General features: G+C 59.1%; 14 protein-coding genes and 3 pseudogenes. 13 read left to right on the top strand and 4 right to left on the bottom strand.

Going from position 1 to position 17,622, the window contains the following annotated elements:
- Positions 1 to 8: 8 nt before the first annotated feature.
- A complete protein-coding gene (locus tag P3T43_RS07725; protein ID WP_429280449.1) occupies positions 9 to 1,037 on the bottom strand; it encodes an AraC family transcriptional regulator in 1,029 nt (342 codons plus the stop codon).
- A gap of 162 nt (positions 1,038 to 1,199) precedes the next feature.
- On the opposite strand from P3T43_RS07725, the gene P3T43_RS07720 reads away from it, so the two are divergent.
- From P3T43_RS07720 to P3T43_RS07690, 7 genes and pseudogenes are all read left to right on the top strand, one after another.
- The gene (locus P3T43_RS07720; RefSeq protein ID WP_429280448.1) at positions 1,200 to 1,760 is read left to right on the top strand and encodes an RBBP9/YdeN family alpha/beta hydrolase; all 561 of its coding nucleotides are present in this window, start codon (positions 1,200 to 1,202) and stop codon (positions 1,758 to 1,760) included.
- A gap of 49 nt (positions 1,761 to 1,809) precedes the next feature.
- Positions 1,810 to 3,434: pseudogene (locus tag P3T43_RS07715) on the top strand (3-(methylthio)propionyl-CoA ligase).
- A gap of 87 nt (positions 3,435 to 3,521) precedes the next feature.
- Complete coding sequence (locus tag P3T43_RS07710) at positions 3,522 to 4,667, top strand: porin (protein ID WP_429280447.1); 1,146 nt, start codon at positions 3,522 to 3,524, stop codon at positions 4,665 to 4,667.
- Between the two features lie 30 nt (positions 4,668 to 4,697).
- Positions 4,698 to 5,075, top strand: a complete 378-nt coding sequence (locus tag P3T43_RS07705; protein ID WP_429280446.1) for a BON domain-containing protein — start codon at positions 4,698 to 4,700, stop codon at positions 5,073 to 5,075.
- An 840-nt stretch (positions 5,076 to 5,915) separates the two neighbouring features.
- Positions 5,916 to 6,566, top strand: coding sequence for a chemotaxis protein CheB (locus P3T43_RS07700; protein ID WP_429280514.1), 651 nt, complete (start codon positions 5,916 to 5,918; stop codon positions 6,564 to 6,566).
- Positions 6,551 to 7,867 carry a CheR family methyltransferase gene (locus P3T43_RS07695; RefSeq protein WP_429280445.1) on the top strand — a complete coding sequence of 439 codons (1,317 nt, stop codon included), beginning with the start codon at positions 6,551 to 6,553 and terminating at the stop codon, positions 7,865 to 7,867. Before P3T43_RS07700 ends, P3T43_RS07695 begins: the two co-directional genes overlap by 16 nt.
- 159 nt (positions 7,868 to 8,026) lie before the next feature.
- A complete protein-coding gene (locus P3T43_RS07690) occupies positions 8,027 to 8,398 on the top strand; it encodes a YciI family protein (protein WP_429280444.1) in 372 nt (123 codons plus the stop codon).
- 312 nt (positions 8,399 to 8,710) lie between these two features.
- Here P3T43_RS07690 and P3T43_RS07685 read toward each other — a convergent pair whose 3' ends face one another.
- Positions 8,711 to 9,184, bottom strand: coding sequence for a DUF6130 family protein (locus tag P3T43_RS07685; protein ID WP_429280443.1), 474 nt, complete (start codon positions 9,182 to 9,184; stop codon positions 8,711 to 8,713).
- An 89-nt stretch (positions 9,185 to 9,273) separates the two neighbouring features.
- The gene (locus P3T43_RS07680; protein ID WP_429280442.1) at positions 9,274 to 9,711 is read right to left on the bottom strand and encodes a hypothetical protein; all 438 of its coding nucleotides are present in this window, start codon (positions 9,709 to 9,711) and stop codon (positions 9,274 to 9,276) included.
- A 124-nt stretch (positions 9,712 to 9,835) separates the two neighbouring features.
- On the opposite strand from P3T43_RS07680, the gene P3T43_RS07675 reads away from it, so the two are divergent.
- The 5 genes and pseudogenes from P3T43_RS07675 (at position 9,836) to P3T43_RS07655 (ending at position 15,479) form a co-directional block, all read left to right on the top strand.
- Entirely contained in the window at positions 9,836 to 10,846 is a 1,011-nt protein-coding gene (locus P3T43_RS07675; protein ID WP_429280441.1) for a GlxA family transcriptional regulator, read from the top strand.
- A 394-nt stretch (positions 10,847 to 11,240) separates the two neighbouring features.
- Positions 11,241 to 11,699 carry a MarR family winged helix-turn-helix transcriptional regulator gene (locus P3T43_RS07670; protein WP_429280440.1) on the top strand — a complete coding sequence of 153 codons (459 nt, stop codon included), beginning with the start codon at positions 11,241 to 11,243 and terminating at the stop codon, positions 11,697 to 11,699.
- A gap of 149 nt (positions 11,700 to 11,848) precedes the next feature.
- Complete coding sequence (locus P3T43_RS07665) at positions 11,849 to 12,898, top strand: alpha/beta fold hydrolase (protein ID WP_429280439.1); 1,050 nt, start codon at positions 11,849 to 11,851, stop codon at positions 12,896 to 12,898.
- A gap of 154 nt (positions 12,899 to 13,052) precedes the next feature.
- Positions 13,053 to 14,404: pseudogene (locus tag P3T43_RS07660) on the top strand (epoxide hydrolase family protein).
- Positions 14,405 to 14,423: 19 nt separating this feature from the next.
- A pseudogene (locus P3T43_RS07655) lies at positions 14,424 to 15,479 on the top strand (alpha/beta fold hydrolase).
- Between the two features lie 35 nt (positions 15,480 to 15,514).
- On the opposite strand, the gene P3T43_RS07650 reads toward P3T43_RS07655, so the two are convergent.
- Positions 15,515 to 16,846 (bottom strand): PLP-dependent aminotransferase family protein, encoded by a 1,332-nt coding sequence (locus P3T43_RS07650; protein ID WP_429280438.1) that lies wholly within the window; start codon positions 16,844 to 16,846, stop codon positions 15,515 to 15,517.
- An 88-nt stretch (positions 16,847 to 16,934) separates the two neighbouring features.
- On the opposite strand from P3T43_RS07650, the gene P3T43_RS07645 reads away from it, so the two are divergent.
- A complete protein-coding gene (locus P3T43_RS07645) occupies positions 16,935 to 17,531 on the top strand; it encodes a DJ-1/PfpI family protein (RefSeq protein ID WP_429280437.1) in 597 nt (198 codons plus the stop codon).
- Positions 17,532 to 17,622 lie beyond the last annotated feature (91 nt).

The following is a 17,622-nucleotide window of genomic DNA, read 5'->3' as shown; positions in this document are numbered from 1 at the left end:
GGCGCGATCTATGCAGGGCGTCTGCTGGCGCGCATCTGGGAGGGTGCACACTCGAATTGCGCCTGAAACCAGCGGGAGAATGAACTGAGATTGGAGTAGCCCAATTGCTCGGCTACCCGGCCGAGAGAATAGTCGGTATGGACGATGTAGCGTTGGGCGAGTTCGCGTCTGACTTCGTTCACGATGGAAGCGAAATTCGCCTCGCTGTCGTCGAGCCGGCGTTGCAAGGTGCGTACGTTCATACCCAGACCGGAGGCAATCTGTTCGACGCTGGCGCGTCCCATCGGTAGCAGCAGATAGACCGATTTCCGGACATCGCGAACGATACTTTTGTGGCCCGCCTCAGGTATCGCGTCGATAAAGGTGCGGGCATAGGCCGCCATGGTGGTGTCCGCTGTGGCGTTCGGTTTGTCCAGATCGGCAGTCAGACACTTCACACCATTGAAGTCGCTGTCGAAGTGAATCGGGCAACCGAACATACGCCGGTATGCCTGCAGATTCCCCGCGGCTTTGTGCGTGAAGTGCACCGACTGCGGACGCCAGTGCGATCCGAGAATCGAACGGAAAACAAGCATCAGTACACCAGCCGCCATTTCGATCGACTGCCGTGCGTCGCCGGGTTGATCGGTCATGATCTCTTCGCGCACCAAGGCCATCTTGCCCAAGTCCTCGATCATCATGCCGAGGGCCTCGTTCATCAGATGACGATATTGAATGATGGTGTTGATTGCGTTGCGCGCCGAGGGTTGATGCGAGAGAAGCAGGCTGATTGGGCCGAAATCCGCCAGCGAGCGAGCCTCGGCCATGAGCAGGCCAAATGTGCCGCAACCGCTGGCTTCGGCGGACGCCTCGAGCAAGGCCACAGCGCTATCGACGGGGATCAGTTGCGAGGGCGTGGCCAGGATACGGCGGCTCAGCCCCACCTTGCGCAGAAGCGATAGCGGGTTGAGCCCTTGTGATTGCGCGACCGCTTCGTAATGGCATAGCACTGCGGAACGGACCTGCGTGTTGTTACGTTTGACGGTGGATGTGCGCACCAGATACCTCTCCAGGCCGGGCCGACAGGGTCACTTCGGTAGTGTGAAGTATCGCCGTGAGTGTCGTTAAATGTTAATTGCGTGTCGTCTAATGTCAATTGGTGGAAACGGCGCTGCACGTACAGTTGTATCGAGAACCGAGATTGGGAAGGAGACAGTTTCATGATTACCGATACAGCCCCGACCATCCTGATGGTCCCGGGCTTGCGCGATCACGTCGCACAACATTGGCAAACCCTGTTGGAGAGAAAGCTGCCGAAAACTGCATCGGTGCCGCCTCTCGAGCGTGACGGGTTGAGTTGCGCAGCGCGCGTCGCCGCACTCGATGCTGCCCTTGCGAAGATCGACGGCCCGGTCATTCTGGTCGCGCACAGCGCGGGCGTGATGATCACGGTGCACTGGGCGAGGCGGCATCGCCGGCAGATTCACGGTGCGCTGCTCGCTGCACCGGCCGACCTCGAAACGCCGCTGTCGGAAGGCTACCCCGACTTCGACACGTTGACGCAGAACGGCTGGCATCCCATGCCGCGCGATCCTCTGCCGTTCACAAGCATCGTCGGTGCAAGCCGCAACGATCCGCTAGCGCAGTTCGAGCGCGCGTCTGGGATGGCGAAGGATTGGGGAAGCCGCCTCGTTGACCTTGGCGAAGTCGGTCACCTCAATCCAGCAGCGGGTTTTGGTGAATGGCCAATGGCCGAAACGCTGATTCGTGAACTGCTCTGATCCGGCGTGCGGCCTCACCGATCCCCTGGTAAATCATGCAGGAGAAGTCATGGAAGGTTTGATGATGCAACAGCCGCTGCTGGTTGCTTCGTTGCTCAAGCACGTTGAACGCCATCACGGCACGCAGGAAATCGTGTCGCGTCGCGTCGAAGGAGACATTCACCGGCATCAATACCGGGATCTCGCGCGCCGTGCGCGCCGCATTGCCAAAGTGCCGCAAGAACTCGGTATCGGGCCGGGTGAGCGGGTAGGCGCGCTCGCATGGAATGGTTACAGGCATTTTGAACTGTATTTCGCAGCGTCCGGGTCCGGCGCTGTGCTGTATACGCTCAACCCACGCCTGCATCTCGAACAACTGGCGTACATCATCGAGCATGCCGAAGATCGCATCATCATCTTCGACCTGCCATTTCTTTCCCTGATTCAAAGCATTGCACCGCATGTAAAAAGCCCGAAGGCGTTTGTCGCCATGACCGATCGCGAGCATATGCCACACGCACACAGCCTGCCGATTCCGCTGTTGTGTTACGAGGACCTGATCGATGTGCACAGCGATACTTTCGAATGGCCAGCTCTCGATGAGAACAGTGCTTCATCGCTTTGCTACACGTCGGGCACGACGGGTCATCCGAAAGGGGTGCTGTACAGCCACCGCTCGACCGTCCTGCATACCTACGCGGCGGCGTTGCCCGATTCGCTGAACTGTGCCGCCCGCGATGCGATTCTGCCTGTCGTGCCGATGTTCCATGTGAATGCATGGGGGCTGCCGTATATCGCCGCGATGGTGGGTGCAAAACTGGTGTTTCCCGGCCCGGCGCTCGATGGCAAGTCTCTGTACGAACTGATCGAGGCGGAACAGGTCACCGTCTCAGCCGGCGTGCCAACGATCTGGCAAGGCTTGCTTGCGCATGTCGAAGGCATGCCGGACGCGTTCTCTTCGATGCGACGCACGATCATTGGTGGCGCAGCCTGTCTGACCGTCATGGCGACGGCCTTTCAGGAGCGCCACCATATTGAAGTGTTGCACGCCTGGGGCATGACCGAGTTGAGTCCCGTCGGTACAGTCTGCAGTTTCAGGTCGCACACGTTGCCGTTGTCCACTGAAGAGCGCTATGCGCTTCAGGCGAAGCAGGGGCGCTCGATATTCGGCATCGATATGAAAATTGTCGGCTCGGACGGCAAGGAGTTGCCATGGGACAACGCCGCCAGCGGCGACCTGCTGGTGCGCGATCACTGGGTCACACGGCACTACTTCCGCAGCGATGAAGCTGCGTTGCAGGAAGGATGGTTTCCAACCGGCGACGTGGCCCGGATCGATGCGGATGGCTTTATGCAGATCACCGATCGCAGCAAGGACGTTATCAGGTCCGGGGGCGAATGGATCAGTTCGACTGAGATCGAAAATGTGGCGTGTCTGCACCCCGAAGTCACGAGCGCAGTGTGTATCGCCGCGCGGCATCCGAAGTGGGATGAACGGCCGTTGCTGCTGGTCGTGAAAAAGCCCGGCAGCGCACTCGCGGCAGATGAACTGCTGGCCTTCTTTGACGACAAGTGGCGAAGTGGGGGAAGCCGGATGCCGTGGTGTTCGTGGAGACTGTTCCGCTCGGTGCGACAGGAAAAGTGCTCAAGAACCCGTTGAGAGATCAATTCAGCCATTACTACCTGACGGACTGACAAACCGCTCGGGCAGCAATGCAGCTTCATTCACGCAATAACCAGAAGAATAGCCGGACATGACCGGCATACCATTGGAGACACGGAATGAAATTGAAGTTGATCTGCACTGCGACGCTGGCGATATCCGCTACGACCGCCTACGCCCAATCGTCGGTCACGCTATATGGCGTGATTGACAGTGGATTGCTGTACCAGAGCACATCGGCGGCAACGTTCCTGCCGCATGCACCCAATCTGGGGCACGTCTATCAACTGAAGGACGGCGGCATATTTTCCAGCTTCTGGGGCATCAAGGGGAGCGAGGACATTGGCGGTGGCTACAGGATCAACTTCAAGTTGCAGGGCGTGTTCAACTCCATGAGCGGCAAGTTCGGGTTGTCCGATACACCCGGCACCACCGCGATTTTCAACCAGTTCGCGACGATTGGCGCATCCGGTCCGTTCGGCACGATCGACATGGGCCGGCAGATCATTCCGATGATCTATGCGATGGCCGAAACCGACGTACGCGGCGCGCAGTATTTCGGAAGCATTCTGACCGCGTGGTTAGGTGTGAATCAGGCGGCGGGCTGGCCCGGCACCAGTACGAATGCAGCGATCGGTGCACTGTATGACAGCAATGCAGTGGTGTATCGCTCGCCGAAGTTCTTTGGCACCTCGCTCGCACTGGAATACGCGCCGGGTGGCGTAGCCGGCCAATTTCAAGGGGGCACGCGCGAATCGGCCGTGCTCAAGTTTTCCAATTACGGTTTGAATCTGTCTGCGGTGTACTACAACGGGCATGACACCAATCCGTTTCCCATCACCTATCCAGCCGCACCGGCAACGTCTGCAACCGGCCTCGACAACAACCGCTTCTATTACCTCGGCGCGATGTACACGATTGCAGGATTTTCTGTGTCCGCCTCATATGGCATTGGCAAGAATCCTGCGAGCTCGAATACAACGGACTTCGAAATGATTTCGGGTGGCCTCGGCTACCAGTTCAATCCGCGTTTCAAGGTCACGTCTGGCTACTATTACCTGAAGGATCGGAACCACTCCGCCAATCACTCAAGCGAATTCTCAGTGGGAGCCGAATACAGTCTCTCGATCCGAACCAGCGCGTATGCCCAGGTCGGGTACGTCGACAACAAGGGGACGATGAACCAGACGATCATCTACGGAGCACCGGTCGCGCCCGGCGTGTCCACTACGGCGGCAATGATCGGCATACGTCATACCTTCTGATCCCGTCACTTACACAGACCGGAGTAATCCATGAAAGTCATTCCGCTATGCAAGCGGGCAGTTTTTCTACTGACCGTCACGATGTCAATGAATGGTTGGTCGCAGACGAGTGAACCGGCCAGCGCGCCGGTGCAGGCTGCGGTGACGGCATCAGGAGGCATGCCGGCGTCGAGCGGCAGGAAAGCTGATCGCGTTCTGCGCCGCAAAGTGTATGCGGCTATTGCCAGGCATAAGGAGATCAACGCCGGAGACATCAGTGTGACGGCGAAAAACGGAGTAGTCACGCTCAATGGCACAGCCGCCGATGCATCTCAGGTGAGAGAGATTGCCGAGATCGCCGGAGGTGTTCCTGATGCCACCTCGGTGATCAACAAACTGACGGTGCAGAAGCCGCTCGGCGGTATGTGAGTTGCGATCGTCGGAGCCCCGCAGGAGTGCAAATTGAAATGGGAACAATCGCACGCCCCCTGGACCACGACTAGCGATGTCGTAATTCGTGCGCGGCGTAAGTGGCAACGAAAACGCCGATAAGCAACGCCGCTATCCCCAACGGCTCGTCATATGGGCCGGGGAATGCCGACAGCTTCGCATCGCACCACAAACCAATCCCGGCAAGCGATACGAACGAACCGAAAGCGAGGCCCCAGACGGGCCCCGCCGTATGTGTGCTCAGTCTATGTGAATGTTTCACGGCTTTCCTCCCTACGTCCGTTTCACCTTCTTCTGCGAACTCTGCGCGCTGGCGCAACGGGGTCGCGTGAAACGTGTCTTCCAGCTAGCAACCCCGATCAGAGCAACGACAGCGCCTGCACCGTTTGTGGAACGCAGCACTGTCCTTCAATAATACCGTATATACGGTTTAAGAAAATAATCTTGGCTGAGCATCCGGAATCCTGACGCGAACGCGTTCACGCGCTCCGCTCCAAACCCGGTCCGCTTCCGGTCAGACCGCCCCTCGAAATTGCTGCAATGGAATGTAGAATGCGCTCCGAACATTTCAGCCATGCTCGCCTGTGGCCGCGTTTCCTCCTGCATGGGGCCGCCTGGTAACTGCGAGAGGTGACCGATGCCGAATCCTCCGTTGCTCCGTCAAAGTGAGCGTCATGTCATCCAATAATTTCCCGATCGTCGGCATGGGTGCCTCCGCCGGCGCAGTCGAGGCGCTCGAAGGCTTTTTCCGTGGCATGCCGGGACAATCCTGGCCTCGCGTTCGTCGTGGTCACGCACCTGAGTCCCAACCGCGAGAGCATGCTGCCTGAAATAGTGGCGCGCTTTACGTCTCTTCCCGTCCATCCGATCGCTGATGGCACGCCCGTTGAAGTGGATAGCGTGTATCTGTTGCCAAGCGACGCAGTGCTCGGCATCAAGGATCGGACGCTGTACTTTCACCCCCAGGTCCACGCGACGCGAGAGCGCAGGCCGATCGACGTGTTTTTCGGTGCGCTGTCTGCAGACATCGGCGAACTTGCCGCGGGGGTCGTCCTCTCCGGCGCTGACTCCGACGGAACGCTTGGCATAAAAGCGATCAAGGAACGTGGCGGGCTGACGCTCGCCCAGGTGCCGGACAGCTTCGGTCCGCACCATGCCGACATGCCGGACAGCGCGATAGCCACTGGACTTGTCGATTTCGCGATCCCGGTCGAACAGATGGCCGCGAGACTGGCCGACTTCGCACGCGGCGTTTATGCGCTGGACGGCATCGCCGAGGACCACGAAAAAAGCATTTCGCAAGCGCAGGTCGACGAGGCACGGGAGGCCATCTACACGATTCTGCGCAATCAGGTCGGGCATGACTTCAGTGGCTACGAGACCAAAACGTTCTTGCGGCGCATTCAGCGGCGCATGCAGATTCTGCAGATGAAAGCTCCCGAGGTCCCGCAACGTTGCTCGACGGCTTGAGCCAGGAGCGCCGTGACCGGTTCTTCGTCGCCGACGGGGCCAGCTTCGTTATCGCAAAGGAAGTTCGCGAGCTATGCGTATTCTCCCCGCATAGCGTTATCCGCGACCCGCCTTTTTCGCGCATCGATCTGGTTTCGTGCCGCAATCTGCTCATCTATTTCGGAGCGGAGGTCCAGGGTCAGGTCATTCCGACGTTTCACTATGCGCTTCGCCCGGACGGTTATCTGTTTCTCGGCACCTCGGAGAACGTCAGCCAGTTCGATAACCTGTTCGACCCTGTCGACAAGAAGCACCGGATTTTCCAGCGTCGCGCGAACGCAACGCCGCCCGTGTGGCTGCCGGCACACCTTCCGCCCGTTCACACAGGTCGGATGAATACGGCGCCAAACCGAACCTCGACAAGCGGCGCGGCTTTGCGCCACATGGTAGATGGCCATGTGCTCGATCGGTTCGCTCCTCCCCATGTGCTCGTCACGCGCGAGGGGGACGTGGTGTATTACTCGGGGCGAACGGGGAAATATCTGGAAGCTGCCTCTGGTGCGCCGACCCGACAACTGGTCGCAATGACGCGCAAGGGGTTAGGGCTTGAACTGCGCACTGCGTTCAGGGAATCGGTTGAATCGGGACGTTCGATTACACGTGAAGGCGTGGCCGTCGAAAGTGAGGATGGCCGCGTCCAGATCATCAGTCTTACCGTCGAGCCCTTGCCCGAAGGCACGCAGGGCGAACGGCTGTACCTCGTCGTTTTTGCCGATCAGGGCCCGGTGCTGACCCGCGAGGAGGCTGTCATTCGTGCCCAGGCCGCGCACGACGGCACCGCGCTTCATGTGGAAAAGGAATTGCGCGACACCCGGGAGCGCCTGCAGTCATCAATCGAGGAATACGAAACGGCGCTCGAGGAACTGAAGTCATCGAACGAAGAACTGGTCTCGGTCAACGAGGAACTTCAGTCATCGAACGAAGAGCTCGAGGCGTCAAAGGAACTGGTCGCGTCTGCGCTATCGGCGATGCTTCAGGCGGCGAGCGCGCATGTGATTGGACCATGTAGCACCGTTGCAGAGGCGTTGTCTTTTATCGCAGACGGCAGCGAGATCGACGCCGCGATTCTGGATGTCGATCTGCATGGTGAGAAATCGTATCCGGTGGCACAGGCGCTTTTGGCCAGACGGGTTCGCTTTGTGTTTGCCACCGGTTATGGGGAAGACGGAATCGAGGGTGCTTATCGGACCTGTCCATGTCTTCAAAAGCCGGTCGATGGGAATGCACTTGTCAAGGTGCTCCTGTCGGCACGGCCTGAATGAAGCGATCTGCGCCTGCAGGGAGCCGTTCCGCCAAAGATCGATCCGCATCGGGCAGATGTCGACGCAAAGCAAAGAGGCCCGCTGAAAACTCCTCCGGAAAATTGTCGATTTTCGGCCATCTGTCTCGTCGTCAGTGTATCCCTACCGAAAGGAGCTCCCATGAAATACCTCGGCTTAGCCTACTTCACCCCTGAAAAATTCGCGGCGATGGCGCCGGAGGACGTCAAGGAATTGGTGAGCCAATGCCCCGCGTTGGACGAGAAGATGCGGGCTACCGGTAAGGTGCTCGTTTCCGCGTCGCTTGGCGATCTGGAAAGCTGGAAGACGCTCCGCCCACGCGGCGGTAAGACTCAAGTCACCGATGGGCCTTACACCGAGGCGAAGGAAGTCGTGGGCGGTCTGTTCATCATGGAGGCAGATAACCGTGACGAGGCGTTGCGCATCGCGTCCATGCACCCGGCCGCCACGCTGGGCGAGGAAGGCGGATGGGCCGTCGAGCTGATCCCCATGGATTTCTACCTGGAACGATGACGGCCTGGACGCCTGTTTCGAGTATCCGTTGGCGCTCCATTCTCCTCAAACGCCTTCACGAGATGGTGAATGATCGTGGAGCTCGATTTCTGGCCGAGTGGGGCGTTGCAGTATGCCTAAACGAAATCCCGACTGGTTTGAGCCAGATGAGCGGGAACTCGTTACGTTGACTCCCTGACTGCAGGTCCTCGTCATGTGAATCGATCAAGCGCGGTGCGATTCGCCGACACGAAGCGGACGGCGAAGAATCAGACCTGCTTCCTGCCTACGCTCATTCGCGGCGGATTAAGGGAGAGGCTCCTGTCACCACCTTCAATGGGAGTGAGGCATGCCCTCCGGGACTGTGAACGTCACCGTCTGCCTGCACTCAGTGCAGCCAGCGAACACATGGTGTTGAGCGTCGACCAGCTCGACTAGCATCTTGTGCTGACCGGGCGGTAGACCCGCCACACTGATTGTATTGACGTCATTCGCTTCTACCCACCCCCATGGCAGATCGTCGATGTGTACGTGCAGATGCCCGATTCGTGGAGACACGTTGAGCGCGGCTGCCCCGAACACCGGTACGATGTGCACGTTCTCTGCCCGATATTGGATCCAGACGATGCCGTGGGCCAGTCCAGCAGCTAGCGGCGTGGGATCCACAATCAGTCTGGGTGGAAGTTCGCTGGCGATGGCGACGTACGGCGAGGCCACGCCGACCTCCCCCGTACTCTGGGCCAAGGCGTTCGTTGCGAGCACAATGCCGGCCGCGACTGCGGCAAGCGTCCTGATCAGCATGTTCATTTGCGTTTTCACTATTTGATTCACAAGGGGAGGAGTTTCGACTGGCCTGGCCGGCGCGGGGCGAAGAACACACCCGACCAAACCAGACGTCACTCGCGAGAAACGTTTTCCAGGGCGGTTGCCTCAGGTCCTGTCAGATACAGGTCTCGGAACCGCTCATCGACGCGCTCCCACATCAAGTTCGAGAACAGCATCGCAGCCTTCAATGGACGGTGGTTAATCACCACGGAATCCGCTTCGCCCGCTTCGTTCAGGTGCGCCACGAGGAGGGTTTCGATCGGAACACCCTGAATCTGTGCACGATAGGACTCCATATAGAGGCCGTTGCCTGTTTCGCCCTTGTAGCTGTGATGCTGGAACTCGTACAGTGAGACCGCATGTTTGATTACAGACAGAATGTCAGCGCGTCCCTCTACGGGGCGCTTAAGCACCGTGGCTTCAAGGGTTGCGTTTTCGGCCAGCCTGATTAGCCAGCGTGGGGGCGTGCCTTCGGGCACGAGCACCGGCGCCGTATCATTGAATTTCATGTGCAGTTCTCCGTACTTCTCGAGATGTTGAGTTGTAGCGATGATCGGCCTTTACGCCCGTACGTGGAAGTGGCAGTATTGACATTGTTCAAGGAATTCCAGACACACACGCAGGCAATCCGACATGGTCACTATCCGCATCTGGGTCTACGACGGAATCATCGCATCGGGTGTCTCAGGGCCCATTGACGTCTTCAGTGCGGCCAATCATCTGGCAGGGCGGGGAGACACGCCTTCGCTCGCTGAGGCGGCCCGATTCACGTGGCGCGTGGAATCGCTGGATGGGCAGCCCGTCACGGCTTCATCAGGTCAGACGATTACCGTGGACGGCAAAATCGACGCTCGTAAACGGGCGGACGCCGTTCTGCTAACCGCCCCTTTCTTCGCCGACATGGACGAGTTCATCAGCCGTCGTGCGCTGATCGTCGCGTTGTCGTCCGCATTACGGCACCAGCGTAAGGCAGGCGTCGTACTCGCTTCGTACTGCACGGGCAATTACCTGCTTGCCGAAGCAGGGTTACTCGATGGAGCGGTGGCTACGACACATTGGGCCAAGGCAACCGATTTCGCGCGACGCTATCCGCACGTCGAGCTTCAGGCGAGGGAAGTCCTGACCGGGAGCGATCGCATTCTTTTGGGCGGTTCGGTCACGTCGTACCTCAATATCGCGGTGCGTCTCGTGGAGATGTTCGCCGGTGAAAAGCTTGCCGTGAAAACGGCCAAGTCGATGTTGATCGACATGAACCGGGTTTCCCAGGCATCCTATGCAACGCTTCTCGACGAACATGGGCATCACGACCCGCTCGTCGCACGCGCCCAGCAGCGCATGGAAGCGACACTTCAGGAAGGCTTCCGGCTCGACGAACTGGCTGCCTCGCTTGCTGTCAGCGAGCGCACGCTCAACCGGCATTTCAAGCAGGCAACCGGTCTCGCGCCGCTGGCGTACCTCCAGAACCTGCGTATCGAAGTAGCCAAACGGTTGCTGGAATCAAGGCCCATTGGACTCGATGTGGTCAGCCAGCGCGTGGGGTATGCCGATCCCAGCACGTTCCGGCAACTGTTCAAGCGCAAGACAGGTCTTTCACCGGGCGAATATCAAAGCCGATTTGCACGCGTTTCTTCACAACAGAAATAGATCTGCGTCGATTGTGAGCGGACTGCTAGTCGACGAACGACGAATCTCTAGCAAACTCCAGAACCATTCGCTCCCTCAGCGCTAGTCAGCGCTATTGCTCTATCACTCGCCGAGGCAAATCCGCCTGTCGACTGCGAAGCGCTCGACATGTCCGAAGCAGGCGCACGATCTTGATGCCTCGTCGCGACTATTCCCAAAGCGGTTCGTGCTTTGCTTTGTTTTGTATCCCTATGTATCTGCTCGATACATGGATACCCACGCTTACACAAACCACGTTGTCCAGACACAAACGCGATACATCCGGGCGTTTCAATACGTCCATCGTGTGAGGAGCCAACGCGCAGCGAGTCGGCAGGCGTGATCAGGTATCAGCGAAACAGGCGGGAGCATGAGTGTGAGCATTCAACAGGATACGGGAAGCAAGGTAAGCCGCGAGATTGCGCGGAATTGTCTGCTTACACGCACCCGACAGATTTCAAGAGTTGTCACCGCGATCTACGATGAAGCGATGCGGCCGTTTGGCATCAACTCGTCCCAGTTCACGCTGCTCGTCCTGATCATGGAACTTGGACCGCTGAGCCGCTCCGACCTCGGCCGCAGAAATCACCATGACCGGTCGACATTGACAAGGAATCTTCAGCCGCTCATTTCACAGGGTTGGGTTTCAGAAGGCCTAGTTGGAAACGACGGACGCAGCCGCCCGCTCTCGATGACCGAAGACGGCAAAGCGTTGCTTCAGAGCGCCGCATCGGCATGGTCCGTCGCGCAAAGCAGAGCCAAGGCGGTCCTGGGAGAGGTGGGTGTGCATGCGCTCATGGAGATCGCGGGCGACTTGCCCCACCGTATGACCTGATATTTTTCAATCATTGTTGCATATGCAATACGACATGGGCGCGTTGAGTATTTTGCTTTCCTAAGCAAAAAAACCGGTCATGGGAAACCCGTCCACCTGGATGACATTGAAACCCTCTGGATGAGCAACTATATTTGTGGAGATCTGCTTTGAATTCCGTTATCAAGAAAGGTGCAGCAAGCGTCACCTTCGCCGCGCTGCTGTTGGCCTGTTCCTTCGATTACTCACTGGCGAGCGTACTTCCGCGCGCTAATGCGGCAAGTGTGCATCGGATCGCGAACGAAAAACCTGCCAGCGTATCGGATGCGGCGCTAGCGGCGTCGCTGCCCGGATTCCGGAATCGCTACGCCGAAGTTGACGGCGTAAGGCTGCACTATGTCGTGGGCGGCAAGGGCGAACCGCTCGTGCTGTTACCGGGCTGGCCCGAAACGTGGTGGACGTTCCACAAGATCATGCCGGCGCTCGCTGAAAATCACACTGTCATCGCCGTGGATCTGCGCGGCATGGGTGCCTCGTCGCGACCCGCGGACGGTTACGACAAGAAAACGATGGCGAGAGACATCCACGCGCTGGTTCAGTCGCTGGGCTATGACAAGGCCACCATCGCCGGACATGACATTGGCTCGGCCGTGGCGTTCGCCTATGCGGAGAATTATCCAGAAGCCACCGACAAGCTGGTGATGATGGAATTGCCACACCCGGACGACAGCCTGCTGACGTTCCCCTTACTGCCCGCTCAAGGCACCTTTGGCGACAAGCTGGGCACGTCCCGTCCCTATCTGTGGTGGTTCGCATTCAATCAGGTGAACGGGCTGCCGGAGAAGCTTCTGGCAGGTCACATCCGCGTGGAACAGGACTGGCTTTTCAAGTACTTTCTCGTGGACGAGGGCGCCGTGGATGCGCGAGACCGCGCCGTGTATGAACGGGCGTACAACAGTGCTGATGCGATCCGCGCAAGTAACGCTTGGTACCAGACGCTTACACAGGACGTGAACGACAACCGGAGTTACGGCACGCTGCAGATGCCCGTACTCGCGATGGGCGGTCCAGCCTATGGATGGATGAAAAAGGTCGTTTCGCAGAAAGCCGCGAATCTCACTGCGGTAAAGGTGGAAAGCAGTGGCCATTTCATTCAGGAGGAGCAACCTGAATTTGTCGTCAGAACAATGACTGATTTCCTTCAAGGTGAGTCGCAGTGACCGCCAGCACCGCTTGAAACGACCCGTTACGAACCCTGCCGGTTGCCCATCTGCCGGCGCAGGATACCTGCCGTAGCGTGAACCGCTATCTGTGAATCATGGCAACGCAGGGTCATTGAATCTGAATCCAGTCGCATTACCATCAGGAGAGCTTATGTCAGACAGCACCATTCCCCAGCTACCGTCGCGTCGCCGGTTTATCGGCGTCGCGGCCGCCGCCGTCGCTGCGGGCTCGTTGAGTCAACTCGCCTTCGCAGACACGAATCAGGCGATCACCGACATTGCACCCGCGACGGGCGGCGACAAGAGCGCGATTCGCCCGCTTCGCGTCCACGTGCCTGAATCGCAACTCGCCGACTTGCGGCGTCGCATCAAGGCAACCCGATGGCCCGAACGCGAACGGTCACCGACGACACACAAGGCGTGCCACTCGCGATGATCCAGGAACTCGCTCGCCATTGGTCCACCGACTACGACTGGCGCAAGTGCGAAGCGAAACTGAATTCGTATCCGAATTTCGTGACTGAGATCGACGGGCTGGATATCCACTTCATCCACGTTCGATCGAAACATGAGAATGCGATGCCGCTGATCGTCACGCACGGGTGGCCTGGCTCGGTTATCGAGCAGCTCAAGATCATCGATCCATTGACGAATCCCACGGCGCATGGTGCGAGCGCATCAGACGCATTCCATCTGGTCATTCCGTCTTTGCCAGGATACGGATTTTCCGGCAAGCCCACTGAGACCGGCTGGGGCCCGGAACGTACCGCACGTGCGTGGGTCCAGTTGATGAAACGGCTTGGATACGAGAAGTTCGCGTCGCAAGGTGGGGACCTGGGTGCGATCGTGTCCAACGTAATGGCCAAACAGGCGCCGCCGGAATTGCTGGGTATTCACGTCAACCTCCCGGCGACACTTCCCCTCGAGATCGTGAAAGCGCTCCAGGACAATATGCCAACCCCGGCCAACCTCAACAACGAAGAGCGGCACGCCTACGAACAACTGGTCGTCTTGCAGAAGCGCCGCGCCTACGCATTGGAACAGGGCACACGTCCGCAAACGCTTTATGGATTGGCCGACTCGCCGATCGCGCTAGCGAGCTGGCTGATGGACCACCCAGACGGCAACGGCCAGCCGGCGGCGGCGATGACTTCGGCGGTGCATGGGCATACGGTCAACGGATTCTCCTCGGGTGAGCTGACGCGCGACGATGTGCTCGACGACATCACGCTGTACTGGCTGACCAACACCGGAGTGTCTTCGGCTCGCATTTACTGGGAGTCGCATTTCAACTTTTATGCCGCCGCCGACGTGTCCGTCCCTGCCGCCGTGAGTGCCTTTCCTGGCGAGAACTATCAGGCACCGCGGAGCTGGACGGAACGGGCCTATCACAACCTCATTTACTACAACAGGCCAGAAAAAGGCGGCCATTTTGCAGCGTGGGAACAGCCGCAAATATTTGCCGAGGAAGTCCGCGCGGGTTTGCGCTCCTTGCGCACGTAATGAACAGGAAGACAGTGAGATGACCGAACAGATCGCAATCAAACGCCGTCAATTCGTGACATCCGCCGCGCTCAGCCTGGCGGCTGGCGCTCTTGCCCAGTTCGGACCGAGCTACGCGCAAGCGAGTGAAGCGACGTCCGACCGAATCCCGGCAATCATCCCGGGCTCGCACACCACGTTTGGCGCTTTAAAGCAGATCGACGCGGAGAGCTGAACGTGGGCTACGTGGATATGGGTCCCGTCACTGGAACGCCGGTCCTGCTGCTGCACGGCTGGCCCTACGATATTCACAGCTTCGTGGACGTGGCACCGGCGCTTGCTGCCGCTGGTTACCACGTGCTGGTGCCCTATCTTCATGGCTATGGGACAACGCGATTCCTGTCTGAATCTACCCCCCCGTAACGGGCAGTAAGCGGCACTCGTAACGGACGCCCTGAATTTTCTCGATGCGCTGAAGATCGACAAGGTGATTCTGGGCGGATTCGATTGGGGCGGTCGAACTGCTTGCGCGCTAGCGGCGCTCTGGCCTGAGCGTTGCAAAGGCCTGGTCGTCGCAAGCGGGTATACGATTGCCAGTCAGGAGGACCCGGCATTGAAGCCAATACCCCCTCAGAAAGAACGCGAATGGTGGTACCTGTATTACTTCGCCACTGAGCGAGGCCGATTGGGATGCGGTCAATACACGCACGACTTTGTCCGCATGACATGGGAATTGGCATCGCCGAAATGGCGTTTCGACGATGCCACGTTCGAGCGTTCCGCGCCGGCTTTTATGAACCCCGATCATGTCGATGTTTCGGTTAATCGCTATCGCTGGAGGCTCAAACTCGCTGAGGGTGAAGCAAAATATGATGAGCTCGAGAAGAGGCTAGCGGCTCATCCCGCTGTGAGCGTGCCTACCATCACGCTCGAAGGGGACGCGAATGGAGCGTTGCATCCTGAGCCAGCTTCTTATGCCAGATATTTTGTCGGCCGCTATGAACATCGGCAGCTATCGGGCGGGATAGGGCATAACCTTCCGCAAGAAGCGCCTGGGGCATTCGCTCAGGCTGTCGTTGACGTTGACCGATCGTAGGTCAGAATCGGCTCTGGCAAATATCCGGGGACCGCTTAGTAGGTGCGGTCGGCAATGACTGCCGCTACCCGCTCGAGAGCGTGTTCCGTCGTCGACAGGCTGACGGAACCTAGCGCGAGCCGGATTGCGTGAGGCACCTGGGACGACACGGAAAACGCGTGCGCAGTCGACACTGCAATCCGCTCGTCCCTCAGCGCCTTCGCGATTGCGTCGCCACGAACCTCCTGCGGCAGCGGAAGCCACAGGAAGTACGACGCAGGATGCCCGATTCGTTTCAACTGACGCAGCACGCGAGAGGCGATCGCTTGACGCAGCATGGCGTCGTGGCGCTTTTCGGCTTCGAGCCGCGCGACTGTGCCGTCCTCGATCCATCCGCATGCGATCGCTGTCAGGGTCGCGGGCGCATTCCACGTGGTCGCGCGAATGTTTCGCTCAATCTTCGGAATCCATTTATGTTGCGCGTGGACGAAACCCACGCGCAGCCCCGTCGCCACGCTTTTCGAAAAGCTCGATACATAGACCGTTATCTCAGGAGCCAGCGCGGCGAGCGGTGGTGGGGCGTTTTGCGCGAGAAACGCGTACGCAGCGTCCTCGATGATGACCAGTCCGTGTCGGCGCGCGATAGCGACGAGTTGCCGGCGTCGCCCCACGCCCATGACCCAACCAAGCGGATTGTGTAGCGTCGGCATCGTATAGATGGCGCGCACCTTGCGTCGCCTGCAGAGGGCGTCCAGCACGTCCAGATCGGGCCCGCTGCCGGCGGCTGGAATCGGCACGAGTTCGAGTCGGCTGGCTTCGGCCGTCAACTTGAAACCTGGATACGTCAGCGCGTCTACGGCTATTACGTCACCGGGTTCGAATAGCGCCATAGCGGTGGTCGTCAGTCCGTGCTGCGCGCCGCTCACGAGCAGGGTGGTCTCGTTTGTCGCCTGGAGGCCACGCGTACTCAGGTGTTGCGCGACAGTTTCCCGCTCTCGCTCGCGCCCACCATGCGGCTGATAGCGAAGCAGCGATTCGAGGTCGCCCGAAGCTGCGAGCTGGCGCAGCGCCGCGCGAAAGAGGTCGGCCTGTCCCGGTGAAGACGGATAGTTGAATGTCATGTCTACCGTATCGGCGCCCGACGCGAGCAGGTCGACACCTTCCGCTGGCAGCAGCGGCTCCTTCACAAATGTGCCGCGGCCTGTTTCGCCGCTCACCAGTCCCATCGCTTGCAACTCCGCATAAACGCGGGTTGCGGTGACGAGTGCCACACCTTCGCGCGCTGCGAGCTGGCGGTGCGTCGGCAGACGCGTCCCTGGGCGTAACCGTCCAGCCCGAATCTCGGCGGCCAGGTGATCCACAAGAGGTTTGTAGCGTTGGCTGTGCATGGCAATGTATCCATGACAATTATTTGATTGTATTGATTATCGGTCCTACCATGAGGCAACACAAGTTTTCCAGCCCGGTAGGTTCGCCATGAAAATCGCCATCCTGACATTCGACGGCTTCAACGAAATCGATTCGTTGCTCGCATTCAATATCCTGAATCGCATCAGGAAACCTGGGTGGCGTGTCTCGATTGCGAGTCCCACATCGCGTGTGCGTTCCATGAACGGGTTGGAGATCGACGCGCAGGCGCACTTGCAGGATGCCTGCGACGCGGATGCCGTGCTGGTCGGTAGCGGAATCCGGACGCGCGAAGTCGTCGCCGATACTGCATTGATGGCACAACTCAAGTTCGACACGACGCGTCAACTGCTCGGTGCGCAATGTTCGGGCACGCTGGTACTCGCACGGCTGGGTCTGCTCGACGGGGTACCCGCATGCACGGACGTCACCACGAAGCCGTGGGTCGAAGAGGCGGGCGTCGCTGTGCTCGAACAGCCATTCGTTGCTCGCCGGAACGTCGCAACGGCGGGGGGCTGTCTGGCGTCGCAGTACCTGGCAGCGTGGATGATCGCGCGGCTCGAAGGCAGCGAGGCGGCACGCGACGCGATTCGCTACGTGGCGCCGGTGGGCGAGAAGGACGCGTACATGGAACGGGCGATGGCAAACATTGCGCCCTATCTGTAGGGACGGGCGCGTGGCAATCGAAACTACATGGCTGCAGTTGTTCATCACGCCATCCGTCTCGTCCTACCCGTATCGGTTGCTCCTCGGGTTG

This window comes from Paraburkholderia sp. GAS41 (assembly GCF_050436545.1).
GTDB lineage: Bacteria > Pseudomonadota > Gammaproteobacteria > Burkholderiales > Burkholderiaceae > Paraburkholderia.
The sequence above is the reverse complement of the archived record's forward strand: the minus strand, read 5'-3'. Positions and strand labels throughout refer to the sequence as shown.

Excerpts from the sequence above, each read along its gene's own strand:
- P3T43_RS07720 (WP_429280448.1), top strand. The coding sequence starts at position 1,200 with ATGATTACCGATACAGCCCCGACCATCCTGATGGTCCCGGGCTTGCGC.
- P3T43_RS07710 (WP_429280447.1), top strand. The coding sequence starts at position 3,522 with ATGAAATTGAAGTTGATCTGCACTGCGACGCTGGCGATATCCGCTACG.
- P3T43_RS07705 (WP_429280446.1), top strand. The coding sequence starts at position 4,698 with ATGAAAGTCATTCCGCTATGCAAGCGGGCAGTTTTTCTACTGACCGTC.
- P3T43_RS07700 (WP_429280514.1), top strand. The coding sequence starts at position 5,916 with ATGCTGCCTGAAATAGTGGCGCGCTTTACGTCTCTTCCCGTCCATCCG.
- P3T43_RS07690 (WP_429280444.1), top strand. The coding sequence starts at position 8,027 with ATGAAATACCTCGGCTTAGCCTACTTCACCCCTGAAAAATTCGCGGCG.
- P3T43_RS07685 (WP_429280443.1), bottom strand. The coding sequence starts at position 9,184 with ATGAACATGCTGATCAGGACGCTTGCCGCAGTCGCGGCCGGCATTGTG.
- P3T43_RS07680 (WP_429280442.1), bottom strand. The coding sequence starts at position 9,711 with ATGAAATTCAATGATACGGCGCCGGTGCTCGTGCCCGAAGGCACGCCC.
- P3T43_RS07675 (WP_429280441.1), top strand. The coding sequence starts at position 9,836 with ATGGTCACTATCCGCATCTGGGTCTACGACGGAATCATCGCATCGGGT.
- P3T43_RS07650 (WP_429280438.1), bottom strand. The coding sequence starts at position 16,846 with ATGCACAGCCAACGCTACAAACCTCTTGTGGATCACCTGGCCGCCGAG.
- P3T43_RS07645 (WP_429280437.1), top strand. The coding sequence starts at position 16,935 with ATGAAAATCGCCATCCTGACATTCGACGGCTTCAACGAAATCGATTCG.